We start from the raw sequence: 21483 nt of genomic DNA on the forward strand, positions 1-21483 counted from the left end.
ATTGTACGGGGCCTCGCGTCTCTGCAAAAGCAAACGGGGCCGCATGATGCGGCCCCGTCCGGGTGGCTAGCGTTGGCGGGTCAGGCGCGGGCGGCGCGCCGGCGGTCGATGAACGCGCCGACTTCGCCCACGATGCCGCGGCGGAAGGCCAGCACGCAGATCACGAAGATCAAGCCGATCACGATGGTGACGGATTCCCCAAGGCGCAGGAACCACTCCACGCCGGTCAGGTTGGCCATCATCTGGCCGAAGTCGCCCACCTTGTTTTCCAGCAGCACCACGATGAAGGCGCCCAGGATCGGGCCCGTCAAGGTGCCAAGCCCGCCGATCAGCGTCATCAGGATGACCAGCCCGGACATCTGCCAGGTGGCGTCCGACAGGGTGGCCGACACGAACACCAGGGTCTTGGTGGCGCCCGCCAGCCCGGCCAGCGCGGCCGACAGCACGAAGGCCAGCAGCTTGAACCGGTCCACGTCGTAGCCCAGCGAAACGGCGCGCGGCTCGTTTTCACGCAGCGCCTGCAACACTTGCCCGAAGGGCGAGTTCACCGTGCGCCAGATGATGAAGTAGCCGATGATGAAGATCGCCATCACCACGTAGTACAGGTTGATGTCCTTGGACAGGTCGACCAGCCCCAGTAAGGTGCCGCGCGGCACGCTTTGCAGACCGTCTTCGCCGCCCGTGAACTTGGCCTGCAGGAAGAAGAAGAACACCATCTGCGCCAGCGCCAGCGTGATCATCGCGAAGTAGATGCCGCTGCGCCGGATGGCGATGGCGCCCATCGCCAAGCCCAGCAAAGCCGCCACGCCCACGCCGAACAGCAGGCCGATTTCGGTGGGAAAGCCCCAGACCTTCATCGCATGGCCGGCGGCGTAGGCCGCGCTGCCAAGGAAGGCGGCATGCCCAAAGGACAGCAGCCCCGTAAAGCCCAGCAGCAAGTTGAATGCGCAAGCGAAAAGCGCATAGCACATGATCTTCATGGCGAAGATCGGATACACCCCGAGAAAGGGTAGAGCGGCCACCACGACGGCCAGGACCGCATAGCCCAGGAATTGACGATTCATTTTTCTTTTCCGAACAGCCCGGCCGGGCGGATCAACAGAACGATGGCCATGATGATGAACACGACGGTGCTGGAGGCTTCGGGCCAGAACACCTTCGTCAGTCCTTCAATCACGCCCAGGCCCAGACCGGTCACGATGGCGCCCATGATGGACCCCATGCCCCCGATCACGACCACGGCGAACACGACGATGATGAGGTTGGACCCCATCAGCGGGGAAATCTGCAGCACGGGCGCGGCCAGCACGCCGGCAAAGCCCGCCAGCGCCACGCCAAAGCCGTAGGTCAACGTGATCATGCGGGGCACGTTCACGCCGAAGGCCTCTACCAGGCGCGGGTTTTCGGTGCCCGCGCGCAGCAGGGCGCCCAGGCGGGTGCGTTCGATCACGAACCAGGTGGCCAGGCACACGACCACCGACGCCGCCACGACCCAGCCGCGGTAGTTCGGCAGGATCATGAAGCCCAGGTTGGTCGCGCCGCGCAAGGCGTCGGGCGTGGGATAGGGTTGGCCCGACACGCCATAGAAGCTGCGGAACAGCCCCTCGATCAGCAGCGTCAGCCCGAAGGTCAGCAGCAGGCCATATAAGTGGTCAAGCTTGTACAGGTGCTTGAGCAGCAGCTTCTCGATGAGGATGCCGAACAGCCCGACGACCAACGGCGCCACGACCAGCATGACCCAGTAGTTCAACCCCAGGTACGACAGCCCCATCCAGGCGATGAACGCGCCCAGCATGTAAAGCGCGCCGTGCGCGAAGTTGATGACGTTAAGCAGCCCGAAGATAACGGCAAGCCCGAGCGACAACATGGCATAGAAGGAACCGTTGACCAGGCCCAGTAATAGCTGGCCGAACAAGGCCTGTATAGGGATGCCGAAAAGGTCAGTCATCTTGTGAAAATCCTGCGCGTACGGATGGAAGCGAGCAAATTCAAGGTGCGGCCGCGGCGGCTTGCGCCTGACCGCACCTCGGGGGTCACATAAGCCGGTGGATTATTTCTTGACCAGCTTGCAAGTGGACTCGGACAACTTGGTGTAGACCTCGTCGCCGGGCAGCGTCGCCACGACCTTGTAGTAGTCCCACGGGGCCTTGGATTCGGCCGGGGTCTTGACCTGCATCAGGTACATGTCGTGGATCATGCGGCCGTCTTCGCGGACGTAGCCGCCCTGGGCGAAGAAGTCGTTGACCTTGTTGGACTTCATCCACTTCATCACGGCATCGCCGTCGTCCGTGCCGGTGGCCTTGACCGCGTTCAGATAGAAGCTAAGGGCGGAATAGTCGCCCGCCTGCAGCATGGACGGCTTGCGGCCGACTTTGGCTTCGAACTTCTTGGACCAGGCGCGCGAAGCGTCGGATTGATCCCAGTACCAGCCGTCGGTCAAGTACATGCCCTGCGTGGCCTGCAGGCCCAGCGCGTGCACATCGTTGATGAAGACCAGCAGACCGGCCATCTTCATGGTCTTGGTCACGCCGAATTCATTGGCGGCCTTGATCGCGTTGATGGTGTCGCCGCCTGCGTTGGCCAGACCCAGGATCTGCGCCTTGGAGGCTTGCGCTTGCAGCAGGAAGGACGAGAAGTCCGAGGCGCCCAGCGGTGCGCGCACCTGGCCTCTCACGTCGCCGCCCGCGGCCTTGACGACCGCCATGGTGTCACGCTCCAGCGCATGGCCGAAGGCGTAGTCGGCGGTCAGGAAGAACCAGCTCTTGCCGCCGTCCTTCACGACGGCGGAACCGGTGCCGCGCGCCAGGGCCACGGTGTCGTAGGCGTAGTGCACGGTGTAGGGCGAACATTGCGCGTTGGTCAGGTCCGACGCGCCCGCGCCGATAGCCATGAACGGCTTCTTCTTGGCCGCGGCCACGCCGGCCATGGCCAGGCTGGTCGACGAGTTCGTGCCGGCGATAATGACGTCCACTTTCTGTTCGTCGAACCATTCGCGCACGCGGGCCGACGCGACGTCGGCCTTGTTCTGGTGGTCGGCCGAGACCACTTCGATCTTCTTGCCGTTGATCGAACCGCCGGCGTCTTCGATCGCCATGCGGATCGCGTCCAGACCGGCCTTGCCGTCGATGTCGGAATACACGCCCGACATGTCGGTGATGAAGCCGATGCGGATGACATCGTCGGAGATACCTTGCGCGTGGGCGGTTACCCCCGCAAATCCCAGGCCCGCCATGGCCAGTGCAGCAGTGATGGTGTGCAGCTTCATGGGATGACTCCTCTTCCCTACGGTGTAGTGTTGCCGGGGTTCCGGCGGATGACAGGTTGTTTTAGACGCCCAGCAATTCGTTGAGCGTGTCCTGTTTTTCTGAAAGTTCAGCCGCTTCGAAATGCTCGACGATCTGGCCATGCTCCATCACATAGAAGCGGTCGGCCAGCGGAGCTGCGAAGCGGAAGTTCTGCTCTACCATGACGATGGTGTAGCCGCGCTGCTTCAGCGTCGTGATCATGCGGGCAAGCGCCTGCACGATGACCGGCGCCAGGCCTTCGGAGATTTCGTCCAGCAGCAGCAGGTTGGCGCCGGTGCGCAAGATGCGCGCCACCGCCAGCATCTGTTGTTCGCCGCCCGACAAGCGCGTGCCCGGCGAATTCCGGCGCTCTTGCAGGTTGGGAAACATGTCATAGATTTCAGCCAGCGACATCCCCCCGCCCAGCGAGCCCACGACGGGCGGCAGCAACAGGTTTTCTTCACAAGACAGGCTGGCGAAGATGCCGCGCTCTTCGGGGCAATAGCCCACGCCCAGGTGGGCAATCTTGTAAGTGGGCAGGTCGATGGCCTCGGTGCCGTGTATGCGTACCGAGCCCTTGCGCGATCCCGTCAGGCCCAGAATGGCCCGCAGCGTGGTCGTGCGGCCGGCGCCGTTGCGGCCCAGCAGCGTGACGACCTCGCCTTGCCCCACGCGCATATCGACGCCGTGCAGGATATGCGATTCCCCGTACCAGGCTTGCAAGCCCGAGATTTCCAATGCCGGGGTGCTCATGCGTGCGCTCCTTGAAGTTCGCCGTCGGTGGTGCCCATGTAGGCTTGCATCACGGCGGGATGGCGCGAGACCTCGGCGTAAGTTCCTTCGGCCAGCACCGAACCGCGTGCCAGCACCGTGATGGTGTTGGCGATGGAGGACACGACGTTCATGTTGTGTTCGACCATCAGGATCGTGCGCCCGGCGCTGACGCGCTTGATCAACTGCGTGACGCGGTCCACGTCTTCGTGGCCCATGCCCTGCGTGGGCTCGTCCAGCAGCATCAGTTCGGGTTCCATCGCCAGCGTCGTCGCGATCTCCAGCGCGCGCTTGCGGCCGTAAGGCAAGTTCACCGTGGTCTCGTCCGCGAAGGCGCCCAGGTCCACCTGTTCAAGCAGCGCGCGGGCGGGCTCGTTCAGCGATGCCAGGCGCTTGTCGCTTTGCCAGAAATGGAACGACAGGCCGGTCTTGCGCTGCAAGCCGATCCGCACGTTTTCAAGCACGGTCAGGTGGGGAAACACCGCCGAAATCTGGAACGAGCGGATCACGCCACGCCGCGCGATTTGCGCGGGGCGATCGCCAGTGATGTCGATGCCGTTGAACTTGATCGTCCCCGAAGTGGGCGATAAGAACTTGGTAAGCAGGTTGAAGCAAGTGGTCTTGCCCGCGCCGTTAGGCCCGATCAAGGCATGAATCTCGCCCCGCTTGATACGCAAATCGACCCCATTGACCGCGACGAATCCGCGGAACTCCTTGGTGAGGCCTTTTGTCTCCAGGATTGTGTCATCCATGTCCGCTGCACCGGCGTTGATTTTTATGGTCTCAACCTGCCGTCATTGCGCCAGGCCCCCGCAGGGTCGTGAAATTCAGCGATTGTTCGCTGATTTCCGATGAGTTGCCGGCGAGTATGCGGACCTCTTTATCAAAATTCCATGAGGGTTTTACATAGGTTTTGCAGTGCGGCATGACGAATTGTCGGCAGGCCGACAATACCGGGCCGGCAAGGCGGGAAAACCCTTTTCCCTATCCAATGCGTTGCAGCAAATCCGCGTTGATCGTTATCAACGCGTTGTGCAATTCCGGGCAGGGAAAACCCGGTTTTTCATGCAATGAAATAATAAGGAAATAGCCGGCGCGACGGAATTTACGCGGGCGTCTTCTGTTTGAATTCGCATAGGTCGGAAATGCCGCATTGGGGGCATTTCGGTTTACGCGCCACGCAGATGTAGCGGCCCAGCAGGATCAGCCAGTGATGCGCATCCTGCATGTATTCGCGCGGCACGAACTTCACCAATTTGTCTTCGACTTCCAGCACATTCTTGCCGGGAGCGATGCCGGTGCGGTTAGAAACGCGGAAGATGTGCGTGTCGACCGCCATGGTGGGTTGGCCAAACGCAGTGTTCAGCACCACATTGGCCGTTTTGCGGCCCACGCCTGGCAACGATTCCAGCGCCTCGCGGGTTTGCGGCACTTCGCCGCCGTGGTGCTCGATCAAGATCCGGCAGGTTGCGATCGTGTTCTTGGCTTTGGTGCGGTACAGGCCGATCGTCTTGATGTAGTCGGACAGGCCTTCCTCGCCTAGCGCAAGCAGGGCCTGGGGCGTGCCGTACTCCGGGAAGAACTTACGCGTCGCGATGTTGACCGATTTGTCGGTCGCTTGCGCCGACAGCAACACCGCGATCAGCAATTGGAACGGGGTGTCGTATTCCAGTTCGGTGGTGGGGTGCGGGTTGGCCGCCTGCAAGCGGGCGAATATCTCTTTGCGTTTGGCTGCGTTCATGGCTGCGTTGGATTGCGGCGGGCCCGGGCGCGGGCCAATGCGGATTCAATGGCGGAGCGCTTGCGGTCTTCGCTGTGCGCGTCGTCGGCGGCGGCCGCCGCCTGAGGAAGCGCCGCCTGAGCGGGGGCCTCCGGCGCCATCAGGCGCGTGTTGTCGGCCGCCAGGCGTTCCACGCGGGCCTGGTGATTGCGGTGGCGTTGTCGGCTGACCGCGGCGTCCTCGGCGCTCCACGCGCGCCCCGCAGGCACCATCTGGATGCAGTCGACCGGACAGGGCGCCACGCACAGGTCGCAGCCGGTGCACCAGTCGGCCAGCACGGTGTGCATGTGCTTGTTGGCCCCAACGATCGCATCGACGGGACAGGCCTGGATGCACAGCGTACAGCCGATGCAATGGGATTCGTCGATGCGCGCGACGAGCAGCGGGCCGGGTTCGCCGCGTTCCAGGTCCAGCGGCAAGGCGGGGGTCTGCAGCAGGGCGGCCAGCGCGGCGATGCCGTCGTCGCCGCCGGGCGGGCAACGATTGATCGGGGCCGCGCCCTCGGCAATGGCGTCGGCATAGGGCCGGCAACCGTCATAGCCGCATTTGGTGCATTGCGTCTGGGGCAGCAAGGCGTCGATGCGGTCGGCAAGTGAGCGACAGGACATGGTTTGGAACAGAGAACGGTAGGAGGGGGGAAGCGCGAGAGTCCCTTGGCAAGGACTCAACAGCGCAACGCGCGCAACCCATCAAGCTGCGGTGGCGGCATGGCTGCTTGTGCCATGCAACCAAAGCCGCTTGATGGGTTGCGTGCGCTTAACGTCCGGGTTCTAGTTCAGGCTTGCTCGCGCTGCACCCATCCTACGCCGATTGCCGGATGAATTCGGCAATTTTAGGACAGATCATTTCGCGCCAGCGGCGGCCCGAGAAAATGCCGTAATGGCCGCAGTTGGGAGCGGTGTAGTGCGACTTGCGCTCGGCCGGAATGTTCTTGCACAACGTGATGGCGGCTCGCGTCTGGCCTTGGCCCGAAATATCGTCAAGCTCGCCTTCGATGGTGAAGAGGGCAACCTTTTTGATGTCGGCGGGGCGCACGGTCTGGCCGTCCACTTCCCATGTGCCGCCGGGCAAGGCAAAGTCCTGGAACACCATCTTGATCGTGTCCAGGTAGAACTCGGCCGGCATGTCGAGCACGGCGTTGTATTCGTCGTAGAACCGGCGATGCGCTTCGGCGTCGCTGTCATCCCCGCGCAGCAGATCCAGGTAGAACTCGTAGTGCGACTTCATGTGGCGGTCCGGGTTCATGGCCATGAACCCGGCGTGCTGCAGGAAACCCGGATAGACCTTGCGGCCGGCGCCCGGATAGCGCGGCGGCACCGGATGGATGACCTGGCTTTCAAACCAGGAATAAGGTTTGGTCGTGGCCAGCCGGTTCACCTGGGTGGGCGACTGGCGCGGATCGATGGGGCCGCCCATCATGACCATGCTGCGCGGTTGGCAGGGATCGTTGGCGGTGGCCATCAGCGACACGGCGGCCAACACCGGCACGGTGGGCTGGCAGACCGAGATCACATGCACGTCCGGGCCCAGGTGCCGGATGAAATCCTGCACATAGCGCACGTAGTCGTTCAGATGGAAGGGGCCGGCCGCCAGGGGCACCATGCGGGCGTCGACCCAATCCGTGACGTAGACGTCATGGTGGGGCAGCAGGGCGCGCACGGTGTCGCGCAGCAGCGTGGCGTGGTGGCCCGACAGCGGCGCCACCAGCAATACCTTGGGGTCATCGCGGCCGGCCGCGCGCACGTCGCGGTGGAAGTGCACCAGGCGGCAGAAGGGCTTATCCAGCGCCAAGGATTCGGTGACGCGGACGGGCTTGCCGTTGATCTGCGTCTCGGGAAGATTCCAGGCGGGCTTCTGGTATTCCTTGCCGATACGCGTCATCAACTCGTACCCGGCAGCCATCTGACGGGAAATCGGGGTGTAGGCGAGGGGGCTGTATGGGCTGGAGAACAGCTGGGAACCGGCATCCGTGAATGCAGCGAACGGAGTCAGGAAGGCGCGCTGCATTTCGTGCAATTGGTACAGCATTTGGGGGAAGTCCTTCTGGGTCGTGCGTGTGCCCCGATTATTGCGCCGGGGACTAAAGATATATCCAATCAGCCTAAAGAAACTGCGGCAGAAACCGGGATTCTGTTGCAAAAAAGAGACCCGTCATCCCATTAAGCACCAGTTTAGGGCGTTTTTTTGCCCTGCCCAGAGACCAAACGGGGGATATGTGCACTACGCCGAGCCATGCGGCATCACCAATAATTCTCAACCGCCAGGTTGCCGGGGATGCCTCGGCGGCCCGGTTTGAAACCGCGTTCGCCCAGCAGCTTGCGGGCGTCCGCCAGCATCTCGGGGTTGCCGCAAAGCATGATCTTGGCGTGTTCGGGATCCAGTGGCAGCCCGGCCAATTGCTCCAGCCGGCCGTCCGCGATCAGCGTGGTCAGGCGCGCTTGCGGCATGCCGGGCAGGGGCTCGCGGGTGGCGATCGGCAGGTAGACCAGTTTTCGCGGGTCGGCCGCGTACAGGTCGGCCAGCTCGGGACGCTGGCCCCAGGATTCGATTTCTTCGCGGTAGGCCAGCTCCGCCGCGGTGCGCACACCATGCACCAGGATGATGCGGCGATAGGCGCGCCAAGTGGCAGGGTCGCGCAGGATGGACAGGTAGGCCGACAGACCGGTGCCGGAGGCCAGCAGCCAGAGGTCGCCGCCAGGGGCGAAGCGTTCCAGCGTCAGGAAGCCGTAGGGTGTCTTTTCCACGTACAGGGCGTCGCCCGGGCGCAGTTGCGCCATGCGCGGGCTGAACAGGCCGTCGGGGACGACGATGGAATAGAACTCCAGTCCGGATTCTTGCGGGGCCGACACCATGGAATAGGCGCGCCACAGGGTGGGCGGGCCGTCGGGGGCGTCGGCTCCCGGTAGACCGACCCGGGCGAACTGGCCCGGCAGGAACGTATACGCGTCGTCGCGCGTCACGCGCACGGAGAACAGCTTGTCGGGCACCCAGGTATGGATCTGGGTTACGGTTTGGCGCGTGTATTTGGAATCGTCGGTCATCGGGGCATCGCACGATGCCGGCCGCCAGGCGGCAGCCAGCGGCCGCGGATTATTTTTCCAGGTATTGCAGCTTGTCCTGCTTGCCGTTCCAGTCGTCGGCGTCCGGCAGGGGCTTCTTGGCGCGGCTGATGCTGGCGAACTCGGGGGACAGTTCGGCGTTCAGCGCGATGAAATTCAGTTGGTCCTGCGGCACGTCTTCTTCGGCGTAGATCGCATTGGCCGGGCATTCCGGGATGCAGACGGCACAGTCGATACATTCGTCCGGATCAATCACGAGGAAGTTCGGACCCTCACGAAAACAGTCCACCGGGCACACATCAACGCAATCGGTGTACTTGCACTTAATACAGTTTTCGGTGACAACGTGGGTCATTCAGGAACTCCGGGATCGGCGGCTTTTGTGTCTTGTTGGCCGGATTTTACCCAATGCGGGCGGGATGTGCCGGTAATACCCGTATTGACATCGTGGCCCATCGCCCTGAACCCCCGGCCCTCTATGCTATGGTGTCGCGAAACGATACGCGCAATCATGATAATCACTTCGCTGCTCGACACCGATCTGTACAAATTCAGCATGATGCAAGTGGTGCTGCATCAATTCCCCGCTGCACAGGTCGAGTACCGTTACAAGTGCCGCACCGTGGGGGCCGACCTGCGCCCCTATCTGGACGAAATCCGCGAGGAAGTGCACCAATTGTGCCAGTTGCGCTTCACCCAGGACGAACTGGATTACCTGGGCGGCTTGCGTTTCATCAAAAGCGACTTCGTTGATTTTCTTGGGCTGTTCCATATGCCCGAGCGCTGCATCCACATCGGCGAAGGCGACGCGCCCGGCGAGATCTCGATCGAGGTCAAGGGCCCGTGGCTGCACACGATCTTGTTCGAGATCCCGGTGCTGGCCATCGTCAACGAGGTCTATTTCCGCAACACGCGCAAGAATCCCGACTGGGAAGAAGGCCGCCAGCGCTTGCAGTCCAAGATGCACCTGGTGCTGGACGACCCTGCGCTGGCCGATTTCCGCGTGGCCGAATACGGCACGCGCCGCCGCTTCTCGAAGGTCTGGCACCAGGAAGTGGTCTCCACCATGAAGGCGCAGATGGGGCCGCACTTCGCGGGCACCAGCAATGTCCTGCTGGCCAAGCAGCACGAAGTGCTGCCGCTGGGCACGATGGGCCACGAATACTTGCAGGCCTGCCAGGCGCTGGGGCCGCGCTTGCGCGATTCGCAGGTGTACGCGCTGGAAGTCTGGGCCAAGGAGTATCGCGGCGACCTCGGCATTGCGTTGTCGGACGTCTATGGCATGGATGCCTTCCTGCGCGACTTCGACATGTATTTCTGCAAGCTCTTCGACGGCGCGCGCCACGATTCCGGCGACCCCTTCGTCTGGGGTGAGCGTCTGCTTGAACACTATCGCAAGAACCGCGTGGACCCCCGCGCCAAGACCCTGGTGTTCTCGGATTCTCTGACGTTCCCGCGCGCCATCGAACTGGCCCGCCAGTTCGCCGGGCGCTGCAAGGTATCGTTCGGCATCGGCACCAACCTCACCAACGACCTGGGCCACGAACCGCTGCAGATCGTCATGAAAATGGTCCGCTGCAATGGCCAGCCCGTGGCCAAGGTGTCCGATGCGCCCGAAAAGACCATGTGCGACGATCCCGCCTACCTGGCGTATCTGCGCCAGGTGTTCCAGTTGCCCCCCGCCTGAGGGCGGCTCGGGGTAAATTGCGGGTTTCCTTGTTTTGATTCACCCAACCCACTCGACTCTAGGGGAATATTCATGAGCAGCATCAAGCGCTTCCACGTCGCCAAGCGCCTGTCGGACATGGCCGTGTACAACGGCGTCGCGTACCTGGCGGGCCAAGTGCCTGACGATGCCAAGCTGGACATCACCGGCCAGACCGAGCAAGTGCTGGCAACGATTGATCGCCTGCTGGCCGAAGCCGGCACCGACAAGACCAAGATCCTGATGGCCCAGATCTACGTGGCCAACATGAAAGAATTCGACGGCATGAACAAGGCCTGGGACGCTTGGGTCGCCGACGGCAATTCGCCTCCGCGCGCCACGGTCGAAGCCCGCCTGGCCAACCCCGACTTCAAGGTCGAGATCGTCGTGACGGCCGCCGTCTAAGCGATATCCGCCGGCAAGTGAAAAGCCCTTCGGCATGCCGAAGGGCTTTTTCTTTGGGCGTGGGCCTTTGGGCGCAACCATCATCCCCCCATCAGCACGACCCCTGCCAACAGTCCGCCCAATTCCTCGCACCTGGCCAGATCCTGGGCGGGCACCGTCTTCTCTGCCCAGATCTGTTCCGCGGTCTGCGCGCCCAGGTTCACGATCAAAGGCGGCGCCACGGGTTTCAGCCGCCAGCCGGTGCAAATCCGTTCAACCTGCCGCGCCGCGCCCGAGCCGTCGCTGCCGGCACTGATGGCGCAACCGTAGGGCAAGCCCTGGATGCGGTCCAGCACCGCGTAGTAATTGCGGTCAAAGCACTCTTTCATCTCGCCGCTGAGGCTCGCCAGATTCTCGGGCGCGCAGAATAAAAAACCCTGGCTGGCCAGCAAATCGTCGGCCGCGGCGTCCGCCGCGCGCCGCAGGATGATGTGCAATTCGTCCGCCTGTTCGAGTTGCGCGGCAGCCGCGGTCGCGCCGCGGGCCGCGGCCTCGGCCATCTGCCGGGCCGCGCCCGTGCGCGAATGCCAGATGATCAGCAACTGCTTCATGCGTAGCGTTCCAGAGGGTCTTGCCGGTAATACGCCCGCAGCAAGCCATACCATTCGGGTAGCGCCTGCTGCATGGGGGCAGGGTCCACGAAGAAGTGTTCAGAGCTGACGGCGAAGAACTCCGCTTCGTCCGTGGCCGCATACGGGTCCATCGGCAACTGGCCGTACCAGGCGTCGGCGTCCTCGCTTTCGGGGTCCACGTCGGGCGGGATGGCCGCCTCGACCGCGTCCAGCGCGACGATGAAGCGGTCCAGGCTGTCGTCCAGCACTTGCCGCCAGACCTTCGGTTTCAGATCCCGATGCGCCGCCAGCGACGGCATGCCGTCCGCGAACCCCGAGCGCAGGTCCAGCTTGTGGGCGAATTCATGGATGACCACGTTGAAACCGCCTTCCGACAATTGCGTGTCTTCCCAGGAAAGCACCAGCGGGCCGCCTTCCCAGGCTTCGCCAGCGGCGTCCTCGATGTACTCGTGAACCACGCCGTCGTCGTCCTGGCGCGACCGGGGAATGCGGAAGCTGGCGGGGTAGACGATGATCTCGTCCCAGCCTTCATAGAGTTCGGGCGCCAGGTTCAAGATAGGCAGGCTGGCCTGCGCCGCGATGGACAGGCGCATGAAGTCCGAGACCTCCAGGCCGCGCGCGCCGTTGATGGTTTTGCTGGCCAGCAGCCAGGCCGACCGCGCCAGCAGTTGGGCGGTTTCGCCGTCATTCAACGCCGAGAGGAAGGGGTGGGCATCCAGCACCTGCCGCCACAGTTCGGGCGAGATGCGGGCCTGCATCTCGGCCACCTGGGCGGGGCGGGCGCCCCGGCCCTTGAGCCAGCGCAACATAAGCTTGGGTTCCTTCGATATAACGGGATAAGGCGGGGGATTCAGGGGTTGCAAGCCCTAGTGTAGAGTGTCGGGAATCTCAACCCGATCCCGCTCGACAACCGTCATGTCCGCCCCGCCTGTTCCCGACGCGCCTTCGCCTTTCGACGCATCCTGGCGGCAGGAGGTAGGGGCGGGCCTGGACGCCCATGGCATGGCGCTGATAGACCAGGCCGTGACCTGGGCCGTCCCCCGGTTTGAAGGGCAGCAGGCGCTGACGGGCGAGCCCTTGGCCAGTCACGGCGCGGGCGTGGTCCGCATCCTGGCGGCCCTGCACACCGACGCCGCTACGCGCGCCGCGGCGCTGCTGGCCGCCCTGCCGACCGACTTGATGGCGCCCGCGCCGGCCTTGCGCAACGATCCCGTGGCCGTCGCGTTCGGCGCCGAGGTCGCGCGGCTGGTCCAGGGCACGCGCGCGCTGCTGCGGCTGGGCGTCGTGGCCCGCCAGGCCAGCGACGCCGAGGCCGAAAGCGGCTCGCAAAAGGAAATGCAGCGCAAGATGCTGCTGGCCATGGCGGCCGACCTGCGCATTGTGCTGATGCGGTTGGCCTCGCGCCTGCGTACCTTGCGCTGGCACGCCGAAAGCAAGGCGCCGTGCTCGACCGCCTTCGCGCGCGAAACGCTGGACCTGTACGCGCCGCTGGCGAATCGGCTGGGCATCTGGCAGATCAAATGGGAAATGGAAGACCTGGCCTTCCGCTTCCTGGAACCCGACCGCTACAAGCAGATCGCCCGCCTGCTGGAAGAAAAGCGCGTCGAGCGCGAAGCCTTCATCGCAGGCGCGATCGACCGCCTGCAGACCGCCTTGTCCAAGGCCGGTATCGAGGCCGAAGTCAGCGGCCGGCCCAAGCACATCTACAGCATCTGGAACAAGATGCGGGTCAAGCGCCTGGACTTCGCCCAGATGTACGACTTGCGCGCCTTGCGCATCATCGTCGAGGATGTGCGCGCCTGCTATACGGCCTTGGGCCTGGTGCACGAAATGTGGACGCCGCTGTCCGACGAATTCGACGATTACATCTCGCGGCCCAAACCCAACGGGTACCGTTCGCTGCATACGGTGGTGACGGACGACGACGGCAGGCCATTCGAAGTGCAGATCCGCACGCGCGAGATGCATCAGTTCGCCGAGTACGGCATGGCCGCGCACTGGCGCTACAAGGAGGCCGGCGCCAAGGGCGGCCAGGTGGCGGCCTCCAGCGAATACGACCGCCAATTGGCCTGGATGCGCCAACTGCTGGCTTGGAACAGCGATGTCGAAGGCGGGGCCGAGCCGGGCGTGGACCCCGCCAAGCCGGACGCCGCCAAGGCGGGTCCGGCCAAGTCGGGCCCGGGCAAGAACCGCAATGTGGTCACGGCGCCCGCGCACACCGACGAACGCATCTACGTGCTGACGCCGCAGGCGCGGGTGATCGAACTGCCCGCTGGCGCCACGCCGGTGGATTTCGCCTATCACTTGCACACTGACCTGGGCCACCGCTGCCGCGGCGCCCGGGTCGACGGGCAGATGGTGCCGTTGCAGACGCGGCTGTCCACCGGCCAGACCGTCGAGATCATTTCCGCCAAGTCCGGCGGCCCGTCGCGCGACTGGCTCAACCCGCAACTGGGGTTCCTGGCCAGCCCGCGCGCGCGCGCCAAGGTGCGCATGTGGTTCAACGCCATCGAGCTGCAGCAGCGCATCACCCAAGGGCAGGCGCTGGTCGAAAAGGAATTGCAGCGGCTGGGCAAGACGGCGGTCAACCTGGAGCAACTGGCGCAGAACCTGGGCTTTGCCCGCGCCGACGACCTGTACGTGGCGGCCGCCAAGGAAGAGTTCAGCCTGCGCCAGATCGACAGCGTGTTCCAGCAGCCGGGGCCGGCCGTCGAACCGCAACCGGCCGCGCTACGCCATGCCAGCGCGGGCAGCGCCGAGAAAAGCGGCAAAAGCGGCGTGCTGGTGGTGGGCGTGGGCTCGCTGTTGACGCAGTTGGCCCGTTGCTGCCGCCCGGCGCCGCCGGACGCCATCGCGGGCTTTGTCACGCGGGGGCGCGGTGTGTCCATTCACCGCAGCGATTGCCATAGCTACCTGGCGCTGGCCGCCCGCGAACCCGAACGCGTGATCGAAGTGGCCTGGGGCGAGACCTCCGACACCTTCTATCCGGTAGACATCAGCGTGCGCGCACACGACCGGCCCGGTCTGCTGCGTGACCTGTCCGAAGTCTTCGCGCGGTTGCGCCTGAACGTGGTGGGCGTGAATACGCAAAGCAAGCAGTCGCTGGCCCACATGGTGTTCACGGTGGAAGTGCGCGGGGGCGAATCGCTCACCCGCGCGCTGGACGCCTTGGCCGAAGTGGCTGGCGTGTCCTCGGCGTCGCGCCGGTAGGACAGCCCCGGGCCACGTGGCCCGGGGAATCCGGCTTCAGTGGTCCAGGTTCTCGTGCGCGCGTTCGCGCATGAAGAACGAGGCGATCAGGCCCAGCGCCACGCCGAACATCACGTAGTAGGCCGGCGCCATCGGCGAACCGGTGGTCTTGATCAGCCACGTCACGATGAACTGCGCAAAGCCGCCGAAGATCATCACGGCCACGTTATAGGCCAGGGACAGGCCCACGGAACGCACGCGTGCCGGGAACAATTCCGCCATCACTGTGCTGAACACGCCAAAGAAGGCCGACACGAAGAAACACACCACGATCTGCACCGTCAGCAGGCGGCCAATCGACGGCGCGTCCGACAGCCAGTAATACAGCGGGTACAGCACGATCAGGTAGCCGATCAGCGACCCGATCACCAGCGGACGGCGGCCGATGCGGTCCGACCAGGCGCCCATGAACGGGGTCATCAGCACCATCAGCGCCGCGCCGGCCATCTGCACCATGAAGGTGTCCTTCATCGGCAGCTTCAGGATCTGCGTGGAATACGTCACCAGATACGTGAAGGTGATGTAGATGGACACGGTGGCCGTCACGACCAGGCCCACGCCGATCATCGTTTCACGGGTGTGGGTCTTGACCATCTGAACCAGGCTCAGGCGCTGCACTTCACCGCGCGCGGCGGCCTGGCGGTCTTCTTCCTGCATCTTCTTGAAGACGTCGGTTTCGTCGATGTTCTTGCGGATATAGATCGCAATCGGAACAATCACCAGGCCGAAGGCGAACGGAATGCGCCATGCCCAGGCGGCGATTTGCTCTTGCGTGAAGAACTCGGTGATCAACGTGCCGCAGGCCGCGCCGATCAGCAGCGCCAGCATCTGGCCGGCCATTTGCCACGACCCGTAGAAGCCGCGTTTGCCGTTGGGGGCCATTTCGATCAACAGCGCCGTCGATGTGCCGAACTCGCCGCCCGCCGAGAAGCCTTGCAGCAGGCGCGCGATCAGGATGAAGATCGGGGCCAGGATACCGGCGGCGTGGTAAGTCGGGGCCACCGTGATCAGCGCGATGGACACCGCCATCAGCGACGTCACCATGACCATCGCGGCCTTACGGCCCTTCTTGTCGCCGTACATGCCCAGGATGATGCCGCCGACCGGGCGCATGAAAAAGCCGACGCCGAAGATCGCCGTCGTCATCAGGATGGCGTTCAGTTCGCTGCCGGGCAGGTTGGGATCGGTAGGGAAGAACAACTTGGCGATGATCGGCGTCATGAACGCGAACACCAGGAAGTCATACCATTCGAGGGCGTTGCCTATGACTGCGGCCACGATGTTGCGTGTGGGGACTGCTTTGTGCTGCACGGTTTCTCCTTGGGGGTATTTCTGAATCCGGGCGCCATTCTAGGCGCTTAACCGGTGAACGGTCCGCCCCGCCGTCCAAGACGCGGGCGCTTCCTGGCTTTACACTTGTCGCTTTTCCCCCCAAAGAGAAGTGACATGAACGCGCGCACCTGGCTGGAAACGCTGGTGGGTTTCGATACCACCAGCCGCAATTCCAATCTTGCCCTGATCGAAACCGTCCGTGATTGGCTCAAGGGCCAGGGCGTGGACGCATGGCTGGCGCACAACCCCGAGCGCACCAAGGCCAACCTGTTCGCCACCTTGCCGGCGCAAGACGGCAACCAGCAAGGCGGTATCGTCCTGTCCGGCCATACGGACGTGGTGCCGGTGGACGGCCAGGACTGGAGCGCGGACCCGTTCAAACTCGTTGAAAAAGACGGGCTGCTCTTTGGGCGCGGCAGTTGCGACATGAAGGGCTTCATCGCCGGATCGCTGGCCCTGGTGCCGGAATTCCTGGCCATGCCGCGCAAGAAGCCGATCCACCTGGCGTTCTCCTATGACGAGGAAGTCGGCTGCGCAGGCGCCCCGTACATGCTGGCCGACCTGCTTGAACGCGGTATCCGCCCCGAAGGTTGCGTGGTGGGCGAACCCACCGGCATGCAGGTAGTCGTGGCCCACAAAGGCATCAACCTTTTCCGCTGCAAGGTGCACGGCAAGGCCGCGCACTCGTCCCTGACCCCGCGCGGCTGCAACGCCATCGAATACGCCGCTCGCCTGATCTGCCGCATCCGCGACCTGGCCGACGGCTTCAAGGCCAACGGCCCTTACGACCAGTTCTACGACGTGCCGTTCTCAACGATGACCACCAACCAGATCCGGGGCGGCATCGCGGTCAACACCATTCCCGAATTGTGCGAATTCACCTACGAATTCCGCAACCTGCCGGGCATGCAGCCCGACGAGATCCAGGCCGAAGTCGAAAAATACGTGCGCGATGAGCTCCTGCCGCGCATGAAAGCCGAATTCGACGGCGCCAGCATCGAAATCGAGACGGGGGCTGCCGCGCCCGCGCTGGAAGCCTCGGAAGAGGCCGCCATCACCCAGCTGGTGCGCGCGTTGACCGAAGACCGGACTACCCGCAAGGTGGCCTATGGCACTGAAGCCGGCCTGTTCCAGGGCATCGGCATCCCCACCGTCGTCTGCGGCCCCGGCCATATCGAACAGGCCCACAAGCCCGACGAATATGTCGCCCTGGACCAGATGGCCTCGTGCGAGACCTTCCTGCGCCGCCTGGGCCAATCGCTCTAGACGCCGTGCGGGCGCGGCCGGGGCAGGGGACTTCCCGCCCCGGCCGCGCCCGGGTCAGGTAAAATGACGGGTTGCAAACCGGATTTGCGGCCGGCAGTGGCCTGCCGCGATACCGGGGGAGATGCTTGGTGAAACCTTACGACTTTCCGGATGCCAAGGGCCATTTCGGCCCTTATGGCGGTGTTTTCGTGGCAGAAACGCTGATGCACGCGCTCGACGAGCTGCGTGCCGCCTATGACCATTACCGTGTCGACCCGGCCTTCCTGGAAGAGTTCAACTACGAACTCAAGCATTTCGTGGGCCGGCCCAGCCCGGTCTACCATGCCCGCCGCTGGTCTGAAATGCTGGGCGGCGCCCAGATCTGGTTCAAGCGCGAAGACCTGAACCACACCGGCGCGCACAAGGTCAACAACTGCATCGGTCAGGCCTTGCTGGCCAAGCGCATGGGCAAGCCGCGTGTCATCGCCGAAACCGGCGCCGGCCAGCACGGCGTAGCCACCGCCACGGTGGCCGCCCGCTACGGCATGGAATGCGTGGTCTACATGGGCAGTGAAGACATTCGCCGCCAGGCGTCGAACGTCTATCGCATGAAACTGCTGGGTGCCACGGTGGTCCCGGTCACGTCCGGTTCGCGCACCCTGAAAGACGCGCTGAACGAAGCCATGCGCGACTGGGTCACCAACATCGAAAACACGTTCTACATCATTGGCACGGTGGCGGGTCCCGACCCCTATCCCCGCATGGTGCGCGACTTCCAGACCGTCATCGGCAACGAATGCCTGACGCAGATGCCTGAAGCCATCGGCCGCCAGCCCGACTACGTCGTGGCGGCAGTGGGCGGCGGCTCCAACGCCATGGGTATCTTCCATCCCTATATCCCCTACGAAAACGTGCGCCTTATCGGCGTTGAAGCGGCGGGCGAGGGCATGGATAGCGGCAAGCACGCCGCATCGCTGGCCGCCGGCCAGGTGGGCGTGCTGCACGGCAACCGTACCTATGTCATGCAGAACGCCGATGGCCAGGTCCAGGAAACGCATTCCGTATCCGCCGGCCTGGATTACCCCGGCGTCGGCCCGGAGCATGCCTGGCTGAAAGACACCGGCCGCGCGGAATACGCGGGGATCACCGACGATGAGGCCCTGAAGGCGTTCCACGACTGCTGCCGCATCGAAGGCATCATGCCGGCGCTGGAATCCTCGCACGCCATCGCGCAAGCCGCGAAAATGGCCGCCACACTGCCGCGCGACAAGGTCATCCTGGTCAATTTGTCGGGCCGTGGCGACAAAGACATGCATACCGTCGCCGAACATGCCGGTATCGAACTCTAAAACATGACAACTCGCACCGATCGCATCGCTGCCGCCTTTGCGCGCACCGCCGAATCCGGCCGTGCCGCGGCGCTGATTCCTTACATCGCGGCAGGCGATCCTTCACCCGCCGCCACCGTTCCCCTGATGCACGCATTGGTCGAGGCCGGTGCCGACGTCCTCGAACTGGGCGTGCCGTTCTCGGATCCGATGGCGGACGGTCCGGTGATCCAGCGCGCCGCCGACCGCGCCATCGCGCAGGGCGTGGGCCTGGCCCGCGTGCTGGAATTGGTGGCTGAATTCCGCCAGCGCGACACTTCCACCCCCGTGGTGCTGATGGGTTACGCCAACCCGATTGAACGCATGGGCCAGACCGCGTTCGCCGTGAATGCCGAAAAGGCCGGCGTGGACGGCGTGCTGGTGGTGGACTATCCGCCTGAAGAAGTCATCGAGTTCGCCGCGACCTTGGGCGAACACGGCATTGCCCCCATTTTCCTGCTGGCCCCTACCTCCACCGAGGCGCGCATCCAGGCCGTGGCGCAGGTCGCGCGTGGCTATGTGTATTACGTGTCGCTCAAGGGCGTCACCGGCGCGGGCTCGCTGAATACCGACGACGTGGCCGAGCGCGTGGCGGTCATCCGCCGTCATGTACGCGATATCCCGGTGGGCGTCGGATTCGGTATCCGCGATGCCGAAAGCGCCCAACGCGTGGCCCGAGTGGCGGATGCGGTCGTCATTGGCAGCAAACTGATTGAAACGATGGAGCAGGCGGTGGCTGACGCCCCGGCTGCCCAGAAAACCGACGCTGCAGTCACCGCCGCCAGCGGTTGGCTGCGCACCATCCGGCAAGCGCTGGATCAAGTAAAACGAGAAGACGCGTCGGCCTGAACGGCGGGCGTGACCTCATACGGGATGAAACATCAATGAGCTGGATCGAAAAACTCCTGCCTCCTCGCATCAATAAAACCAGCGACAGCGGCGCGCGCCGCGTTCCCGAAGGCCTTTGGGTGAAATGCCCGTCGTGCGAATCGGTGCTGTATAGCGAAGACTTGGCGGCCAATCTGCACGTGTGTCCGAAGTGTGATCACCACATGCGCATCGGCGCCCGCGCCCGCATCGATTCGTTGCTGGACATGGAAGGCCGCGTCGAAATCGGCCAGACCACGCGTTCCGTGGACACGCTGAAGTTCAAGGACACCCGCAAGTACCCCGAGCGCCTGCAAGAGGCCGTCAAGCAAACCGGTGAAACCGATGCAATGGTGGTCATGAGCGGCTCGATCCGTGGCGTGCCGGCAACCCTGGCGTGCTTTGAATTCGAATTCATGGGCGGATCGATGGGGTCCGTGGTGGGCGAGCGCTTTGCGCGCGGCGCCCAGGCGGCCCTGGACAACAAGACCGCGTTCATCTGCGTGGCTGCCTCTGGTGGCGCGCGCATGCAGGAAAGCCTGCTGTCGTTGATGCAGATGGCCAAGACCAACGCCATGCTCACGCGCCTTTCGGCGGCGGGCCTGCCGTTCATCAGCGTCCTGACCGACCCCACCATGGGCGGCGTGTCGGCCAGTTTCGCCTTCATGGGCGATGTGGTGATCGCTGAGCCCAAGGCGCTGATCGGCTTTGCCGGCCCGCGCGTGATCGAACAGACCGTTCGCGAAAAACTGCCCGAAGGCTTCCAGCGCGCCGAGTTCCTGTTGCAGAAGGGCGCGATCGATATGGTTATCGACCGCCGTCAGCTGCGCGAGGAAATCGCCCGCCTGTTGGCGTTGCTGACCAACCAGCCAGCGGACGTCGTTACCGCCTGATCGTCGGGTTTTGGACGCGTTTCGGCGCGTCTTCCGAACCCCCGAAGAATGCCGCCGTGGACCCTCGTCTTCGACGGCATTTTCATTGGTTTGTCAGCAAGATCCGTACCGCCCTGGCGCTCGGGCTGTATCGAATGCGAGTGTCGATTTCGGAACAGTGTTTTCCACTGGGAATTGTTGCCATATTGCGACAATCGTCAAGCCATGCGGCCCGGATTTTGCTATGTTCCCGGTTAGACCAGAAATCCTTGGAGTTACCTATGCTGTCCACTAAGAAGAAACTGCTTACCTGCCTTGTCGGTGTGGCTCTTGCGGGCGCGGCTCCCTTAGCCAGCGCGCAATCCTCCGAGGGCACGCAAGGCGGCGTCAGCATGCATTACGGCATTGGCGACCACTATCAGCGCATCACCCTGAACTACGAAACCCCGTCCGTCTGGACGTATCAGTTCGGTGGCAATTGGGGCCGTCTGGACCTGACGCCTGAAATCGGCGCGTCCTACTGGTGGGCAGACGGTTCGCGTTCACCGGGCCATGTCTGGCAATTGAACGCCATCCCGATGTTCCGCTGGTGGACAGGCGAACGTTTCTACCTTGAAGCAGGTATCGGCGCCACGGTGTTCTCCAGCACGCGCTTCGCCAACGAGAACATCAGCACGGCCTTCCAATTCGGCGACCACATCGGCATGGGTTTCCTGCTGACCCCGAACAACCGTATCGGCGTGCGCTATTCGCACTTTTCCAACGCCAGCATCAAGCGTCCGAATCCGGGCCTGGACGTGGTCCAGCTGACGTACACGTACCAGTTCTGACGGCAAGCGCTCCAGAATCTAAAAGCCCTCGATGCCGAGGGCTTTTTTTATCCTGATCGTGGTGCCGACAAGTCAGCCCTTGACGCAGGCACGCAAAAAAAAGCCC

General features: G+C 63.7%; 21 protein-coding genes. 8 read left to right on the plus strand and 13 right to left on the minus strand.

Annotation, left to right across the window (positions count from 1 at the left end; all coding sequences use genetic code 11):
* Positions 1–80: 80 nt before the first annotated feature.
* The 10 genes from ACI0FO_RS02425 to fdxA all read right to left on the minus strand — a co-directional run bounded on the left by ACI0FO_RS02425 (position 81) and on the right by fdxA (position 9249).
* Positions 81–1064: a branched-chain amino acid ABC transporter permease gene (locus ACI0FO_RS02425; protein WP_105555130.1), complete on the minus strand. Its 984-nt coding sequence runs from the start codon at positions 1062–1064 to the stop codon at positions 81–83.
* The gene (locus tag ACI0FO_RS02430) at positions 1061–1948 is read right to left on the minus strand and encodes a branched-chain amino acid ABC transporter permease (protein ID WP_416023870.1); all 888 of its coding nucleotides are present in this window, start codon (positions 1946–1948) and stop codon (positions 1061–1063) included. Before ACI0FO_RS02430 ends, ACI0FO_RS02425 begins: the two co-directional genes overlap by 4 nt.
* Positions 1949–2050: 102 nt before the next feature.
* Entirely contained in the window at positions 2051–3265 is a 1215-nt protein-coding gene (locus ACI0FO_RS02435) for an ABC transporter substrate-binding protein (protein ID WP_105555128.1), read from the minus strand.
* Positions 3266–3326: 61 nt separating this feature from the next.
* Positions 3327–4037 carry an ABC transporter ATP-binding protein gene (locus tag ACI0FO_RS02440; protein WP_006223796.1) on the minus strand — a complete coding sequence of 237 codons (711 nt, stop codon included), beginning with the start codon at positions 4035–4037 and terminating at the stop codon, positions 3327–3329.
* The gene (locus ACI0FO_RS02445) at positions 4034–4807 is read right to left on the minus strand and encodes an ABC transporter ATP-binding protein (RefSeq protein ID WP_416023873.1); all 774 of its coding nucleotides are present in this window, start codon (positions 4805–4807) and stop codon (positions 4034–4036) included. The genes ACI0FO_RS02440 and ACI0FO_RS02445 overlap by 4 nt, the downstream gene beginning before the upstream one ends.
* A gap of 353 nt (positions 4808–5160) precedes the next feature.
* Positions 5161–5796 carry an endonuclease III gene (gene nth, locus ACI0FO_RS02450; protein WP_416023874.1) on the minus strand — a complete coding sequence of 212 codons (636 nt, stop codon included), beginning with the start codon at positions 5794–5796 and terminating at the stop codon, positions 5161–5163.
* A complete protein-coding gene (gene rsxB, locus ACI0FO_RS02455; RefSeq protein WP_416024541.1) occupies positions 5793–6455 on the minus strand; it encodes an electron transport complex subunit RsxB in 663 nt (220 codons plus the stop codon). The genes nth and rsxB overlap by 4 nt, the downstream gene beginning before the upstream one ends.
* Before the next feature lie 181 nt (positions 6456–6636).
* Entirely contained in the window at positions 6637–7863 is a 1227-nt protein-coding gene (locus ACI0FO_RS02460) for a polyhydroxyalkanoate depolymerase (RefSeq protein ID WP_416023876.1), read from the minus strand.
* A 212-nt stretch (positions 7864–8075) separates the two neighbouring features.
* Positions 8076–8876 (minus strand): ferredoxin--NADP reductase, encoded by an 801-nt coding sequence (locus ACI0FO_RS02465; RefSeq protein WP_416023877.1) that lies wholly within the window; start codon positions 8874–8876, stop codon positions 8076–8078.
* 49 nt (positions 8877–8925) lie between these two features.
* Positions 8926–9249 (minus strand): ferredoxin FdxA, encoded by a 324-nt coding sequence (gene fdxA / locus ACI0FO_RS02470; RefSeq protein WP_006218015.1) that lies wholly within the window; start codon positions 9247–9249, stop codon positions 8926–8928.
* Between the two features lie 156 nt (positions 9250–9405).
* Between fdxA and pncB the strand changes: the two genes are divergently transcribed.
* Positions 9406–10581, plus strand: coding sequence for a nicotinate phosphoribosyltransferase (gene pncB / locus ACI0FO_RS02475; RefSeq protein ID WP_199196711.1), 1176 nt, complete (start codon positions 9406–9408; stop codon positions 10579–10581).
* A 72-nt stretch (positions 10582–10653) separates the two neighbouring features.
* On the plus strand, positions 10654–11004 hold the full coding sequence (locus ACI0FO_RS02480; protein ID WP_006223803.1) for a RidA family protein: 351 nt from the start codon (positions 10654–10656) through the stop codon (positions 11002–11004).
* An 80-nt stretch (positions 11005–11084) separates the two neighbouring features.
* Here ACI0FO_RS02480 and ACI0FO_RS02485 read toward each other — a convergent pair whose 3' ends face one another.
* Entirely contained in the window at positions 11085–11594 is a 510-nt protein-coding gene (locus tag ACI0FO_RS02485; protein ID WP_105555121.1) for a flavodoxin, read from the minus strand.
* Positions 11591–12424, minus strand: a complete 834-nt coding sequence (locus tag ACI0FO_RS02490) for a zinc-dependent peptidase (RefSeq protein WP_416023878.1) — start codon at positions 12422–12424, stop codon at positions 11591–11593. Before ACI0FO_RS02490 ends, ACI0FO_RS02485 begins: the two co-directional genes overlap by 4 nt.
* 106 nt (positions 12425–12530) lie before the next feature.
* Between ACI0FO_RS02490 and ACI0FO_RS02495 the strand changes: the two genes are divergently transcribed.
* On the plus strand, positions 12531–14825 hold the full coding sequence (locus ACI0FO_RS02495) for a RelA/SpoT family protein (protein ID WP_416023880.1): 2295 nt from the start codon (positions 12531–12533) through the stop codon (positions 14823–14825).
* Between the two features lie 36 nt (positions 14826–14861).
* Here the strand turns inward: ACI0FO_RS02495 and ACI0FO_RS02500 are convergent, their stop codons facing one another.
* Positions 14862–16175: an MFS transporter gene (locus ACI0FO_RS02500; protein ID WP_105555118.1), complete on the minus strand. Its 1314-nt coding sequence runs from the start codon at positions 16173–16175 to the stop codon at positions 14862–14864.
* 135 nt (positions 16176–16310) lie between these two features.
* On the opposite strand from ACI0FO_RS02500, the gene argE reads away from it, so the two are divergent.
* The 5 genes from argE (at position 16311) to ACI0FO_RS02525 (ending at position 21377) form a co-directional block, all read left to right on the plus strand.
* Positions 16311–17462 carry an acetylornithine deacetylase gene (argE, locus tag ACI0FO_RS02505; RefSeq protein ID WP_416023881.1) on the plus strand — a complete coding sequence of 384 codons (1152 nt, stop codon included), beginning with the start codon at positions 16311–16313 and terminating at the stop codon, positions 17460–17462.
* A 128-nt stretch (positions 17463–17590) separates the two neighbouring features.
* Positions 17591–18790 carry a tryptophan synthase subunit beta gene (trpB, locus tag ACI0FO_RS02510; RefSeq protein ID WP_416023883.1) on the plus strand — a complete coding sequence of 400 codons (1200 nt, stop codon included), beginning with the start codon at positions 17591–17593 and terminating at the stop codon, positions 18788–18790.
* 3 nt (positions 18791–18793) lie between these two features.
* Positions 18794–19657: a tryptophan synthase subunit alpha gene (gene trpA / locus ACI0FO_RS02515; RefSeq protein ID WP_416023885.1), complete on the plus strand. Its 864-nt coding sequence runs from the start codon at positions 18794–18796 to the stop codon at positions 19655–19657.
* A 35-nt stretch (positions 19658–19692) separates the two neighbouring features.
* Positions 19693–20568, plus strand: coding sequence for an acetyl-CoA carboxylase, carboxyltransferase subunit beta (accD, locus tag ACI0FO_RS02520; RefSeq protein WP_105555115.1), 876 nt, complete (start codon positions 19693–19695; stop codon positions 20566–20568).
* Positions 20569–20828: 260 nt separating this feature from the next.
* Positions 20829–21377, plus strand: a complete 549-nt coding sequence (locus tag ACI0FO_RS02525; protein ID WP_416023887.1) for an acyloxyacyl hydrolase — start codon at positions 20829–20831, stop codon at positions 21375–21377.
* The last annotated feature ends 106 nt before the right edge of the window (positions 21378–21483 follow it).

It is taken from the genome of Achromobacter marplatensis (assembly GCF_049060505.1).
GTDB lineage: Bacteria > Pseudomonadota > Gammaproteobacteria > Burkholderiales > Burkholderiaceae_B > Achromobacter > Achromobacter marplatensis_A.

Bases quoted from the DNA above. Each gene is read 5' to 3' on its own strand.
- ACI0FO_RS02425 (WP_105555130.1), bottom strand. From the start codon at position 1,064: ATGAATCGTCAATTCCTGGGCTATGCGGTCCTGGCCGTCGTGGTGGCC.
- ACI0FO_RS02430 (WP_416023870.1), bottom strand. From the start codon at position 1,948: ATGACTGACCTTTTCGGCATCCCTATACAGGCCTTGTTCGGCCAGCTA.
- ACI0FO_RS02435 (WP_105555128.1), bottom strand. From the start codon at position 3,265: ATGAAGCTGCACACCATCACTGCTGCACTGGCCATGGCGGGCCTGGGA.
- ACI0FO_RS02440 (WP_006223796.1), bottom strand. From the start codon at position 4,037: ATGAGCACCCCGGCATTGGAAATCTCGGGCTTGCAAGCCTGGTACGGG.
- ACI0FO_RS02445 (WP_416023873.1), bottom strand. From the start codon at position 4,807: ATGGATGACACAATCCTGGAGACAAAAGGCCTCACCAAGGAGTTCCGC.
- nth (WP_416023874.1), bottom strand. From the start codon at position 5,796: ATGAACGCAGCCAAACGCAAAGAGATATTCGCCCGCTTGCAGGCGGCC.
- ACI0FO_RS02460 (WP_416023876.1), bottom strand. From the start codon at position 7,863: ATGCTGTACCAATTGCACGAAATGCAGCGCGCCTTCCTGACTCCGTTC.
- ACI0FO_RS02465 (WP_416023877.1), bottom strand. From the start codon at position 8,876: ATGACCGACGATTCCAAATACACGCGCCAAACCGTAACCCAGATCCAT.
- fdxA (WP_006218015.1), bottom strand. From the start codon at position 9,249: ATGACCCACGTTGTCACCGAAAACTGTATTAAGTGCAAGTACACCGAT.
- pncB (WP_199196711.1), top strand. From the start codon at position 9,406: ATGATAATCACTTCGCTGCTCGACACCGATCTGTACAAATTCAGCATG.
- ACI0FO_RS02480 (WP_006223803.1), top strand. From the start codon at position 10,654: ATGAGCAGCATCAAGCGCTTCCACGTCGCCAAGCGCCTGTCGGACATG.
- ACI0FO_RS02485 (WP_105555121.1), bottom strand. From the start codon at position 11,594: ATGAAGCAGTTGCTGATCATCTGGCATTCGCGCACGGGCGCGGCCCGG.
- ACI0FO_RS02490 (WP_416023878.1), bottom strand. From the start codon at position 12,424: ATGTTGCGCTGGCTCAAGGGCCGGGGCGCCCGCCCCGCCCAGGTGGCC.
- ACI0FO_RS02495 (WP_416023880.1), top strand. From the start codon at position 12,531: ATGTCCGCCCCGCCTGTTCCCGACGCGCCTTCGCCTTTCGACGCATCC.
- argE (WP_416023881.1), top strand. From the start codon at position 16,311: ATGAACGCGCGCACCTGGCTGGAAACGCTGGTGGGTTTCGATACCACC.
- trpA (WP_416023885.1), top strand. From the start codon at position 18,794: ATGACAACTCGCACCGATCGCATCGCTGCCGCCTTTGCGCGCACCGCC.
- accD (WP_105555115.1), top strand. From the start codon at position 19,693: ATGAGCTGGATCGAAAAACTCCTGCCTCCTCGCATCAATAAAACCAGC.
- ACI0FO_RS02525 (WP_416023887.1), top strand. From the start codon at position 20,829: ATGCTGTCCACTAAGAAGAAACTGCTTACCTGCCTTGTCGGTGTGGCT.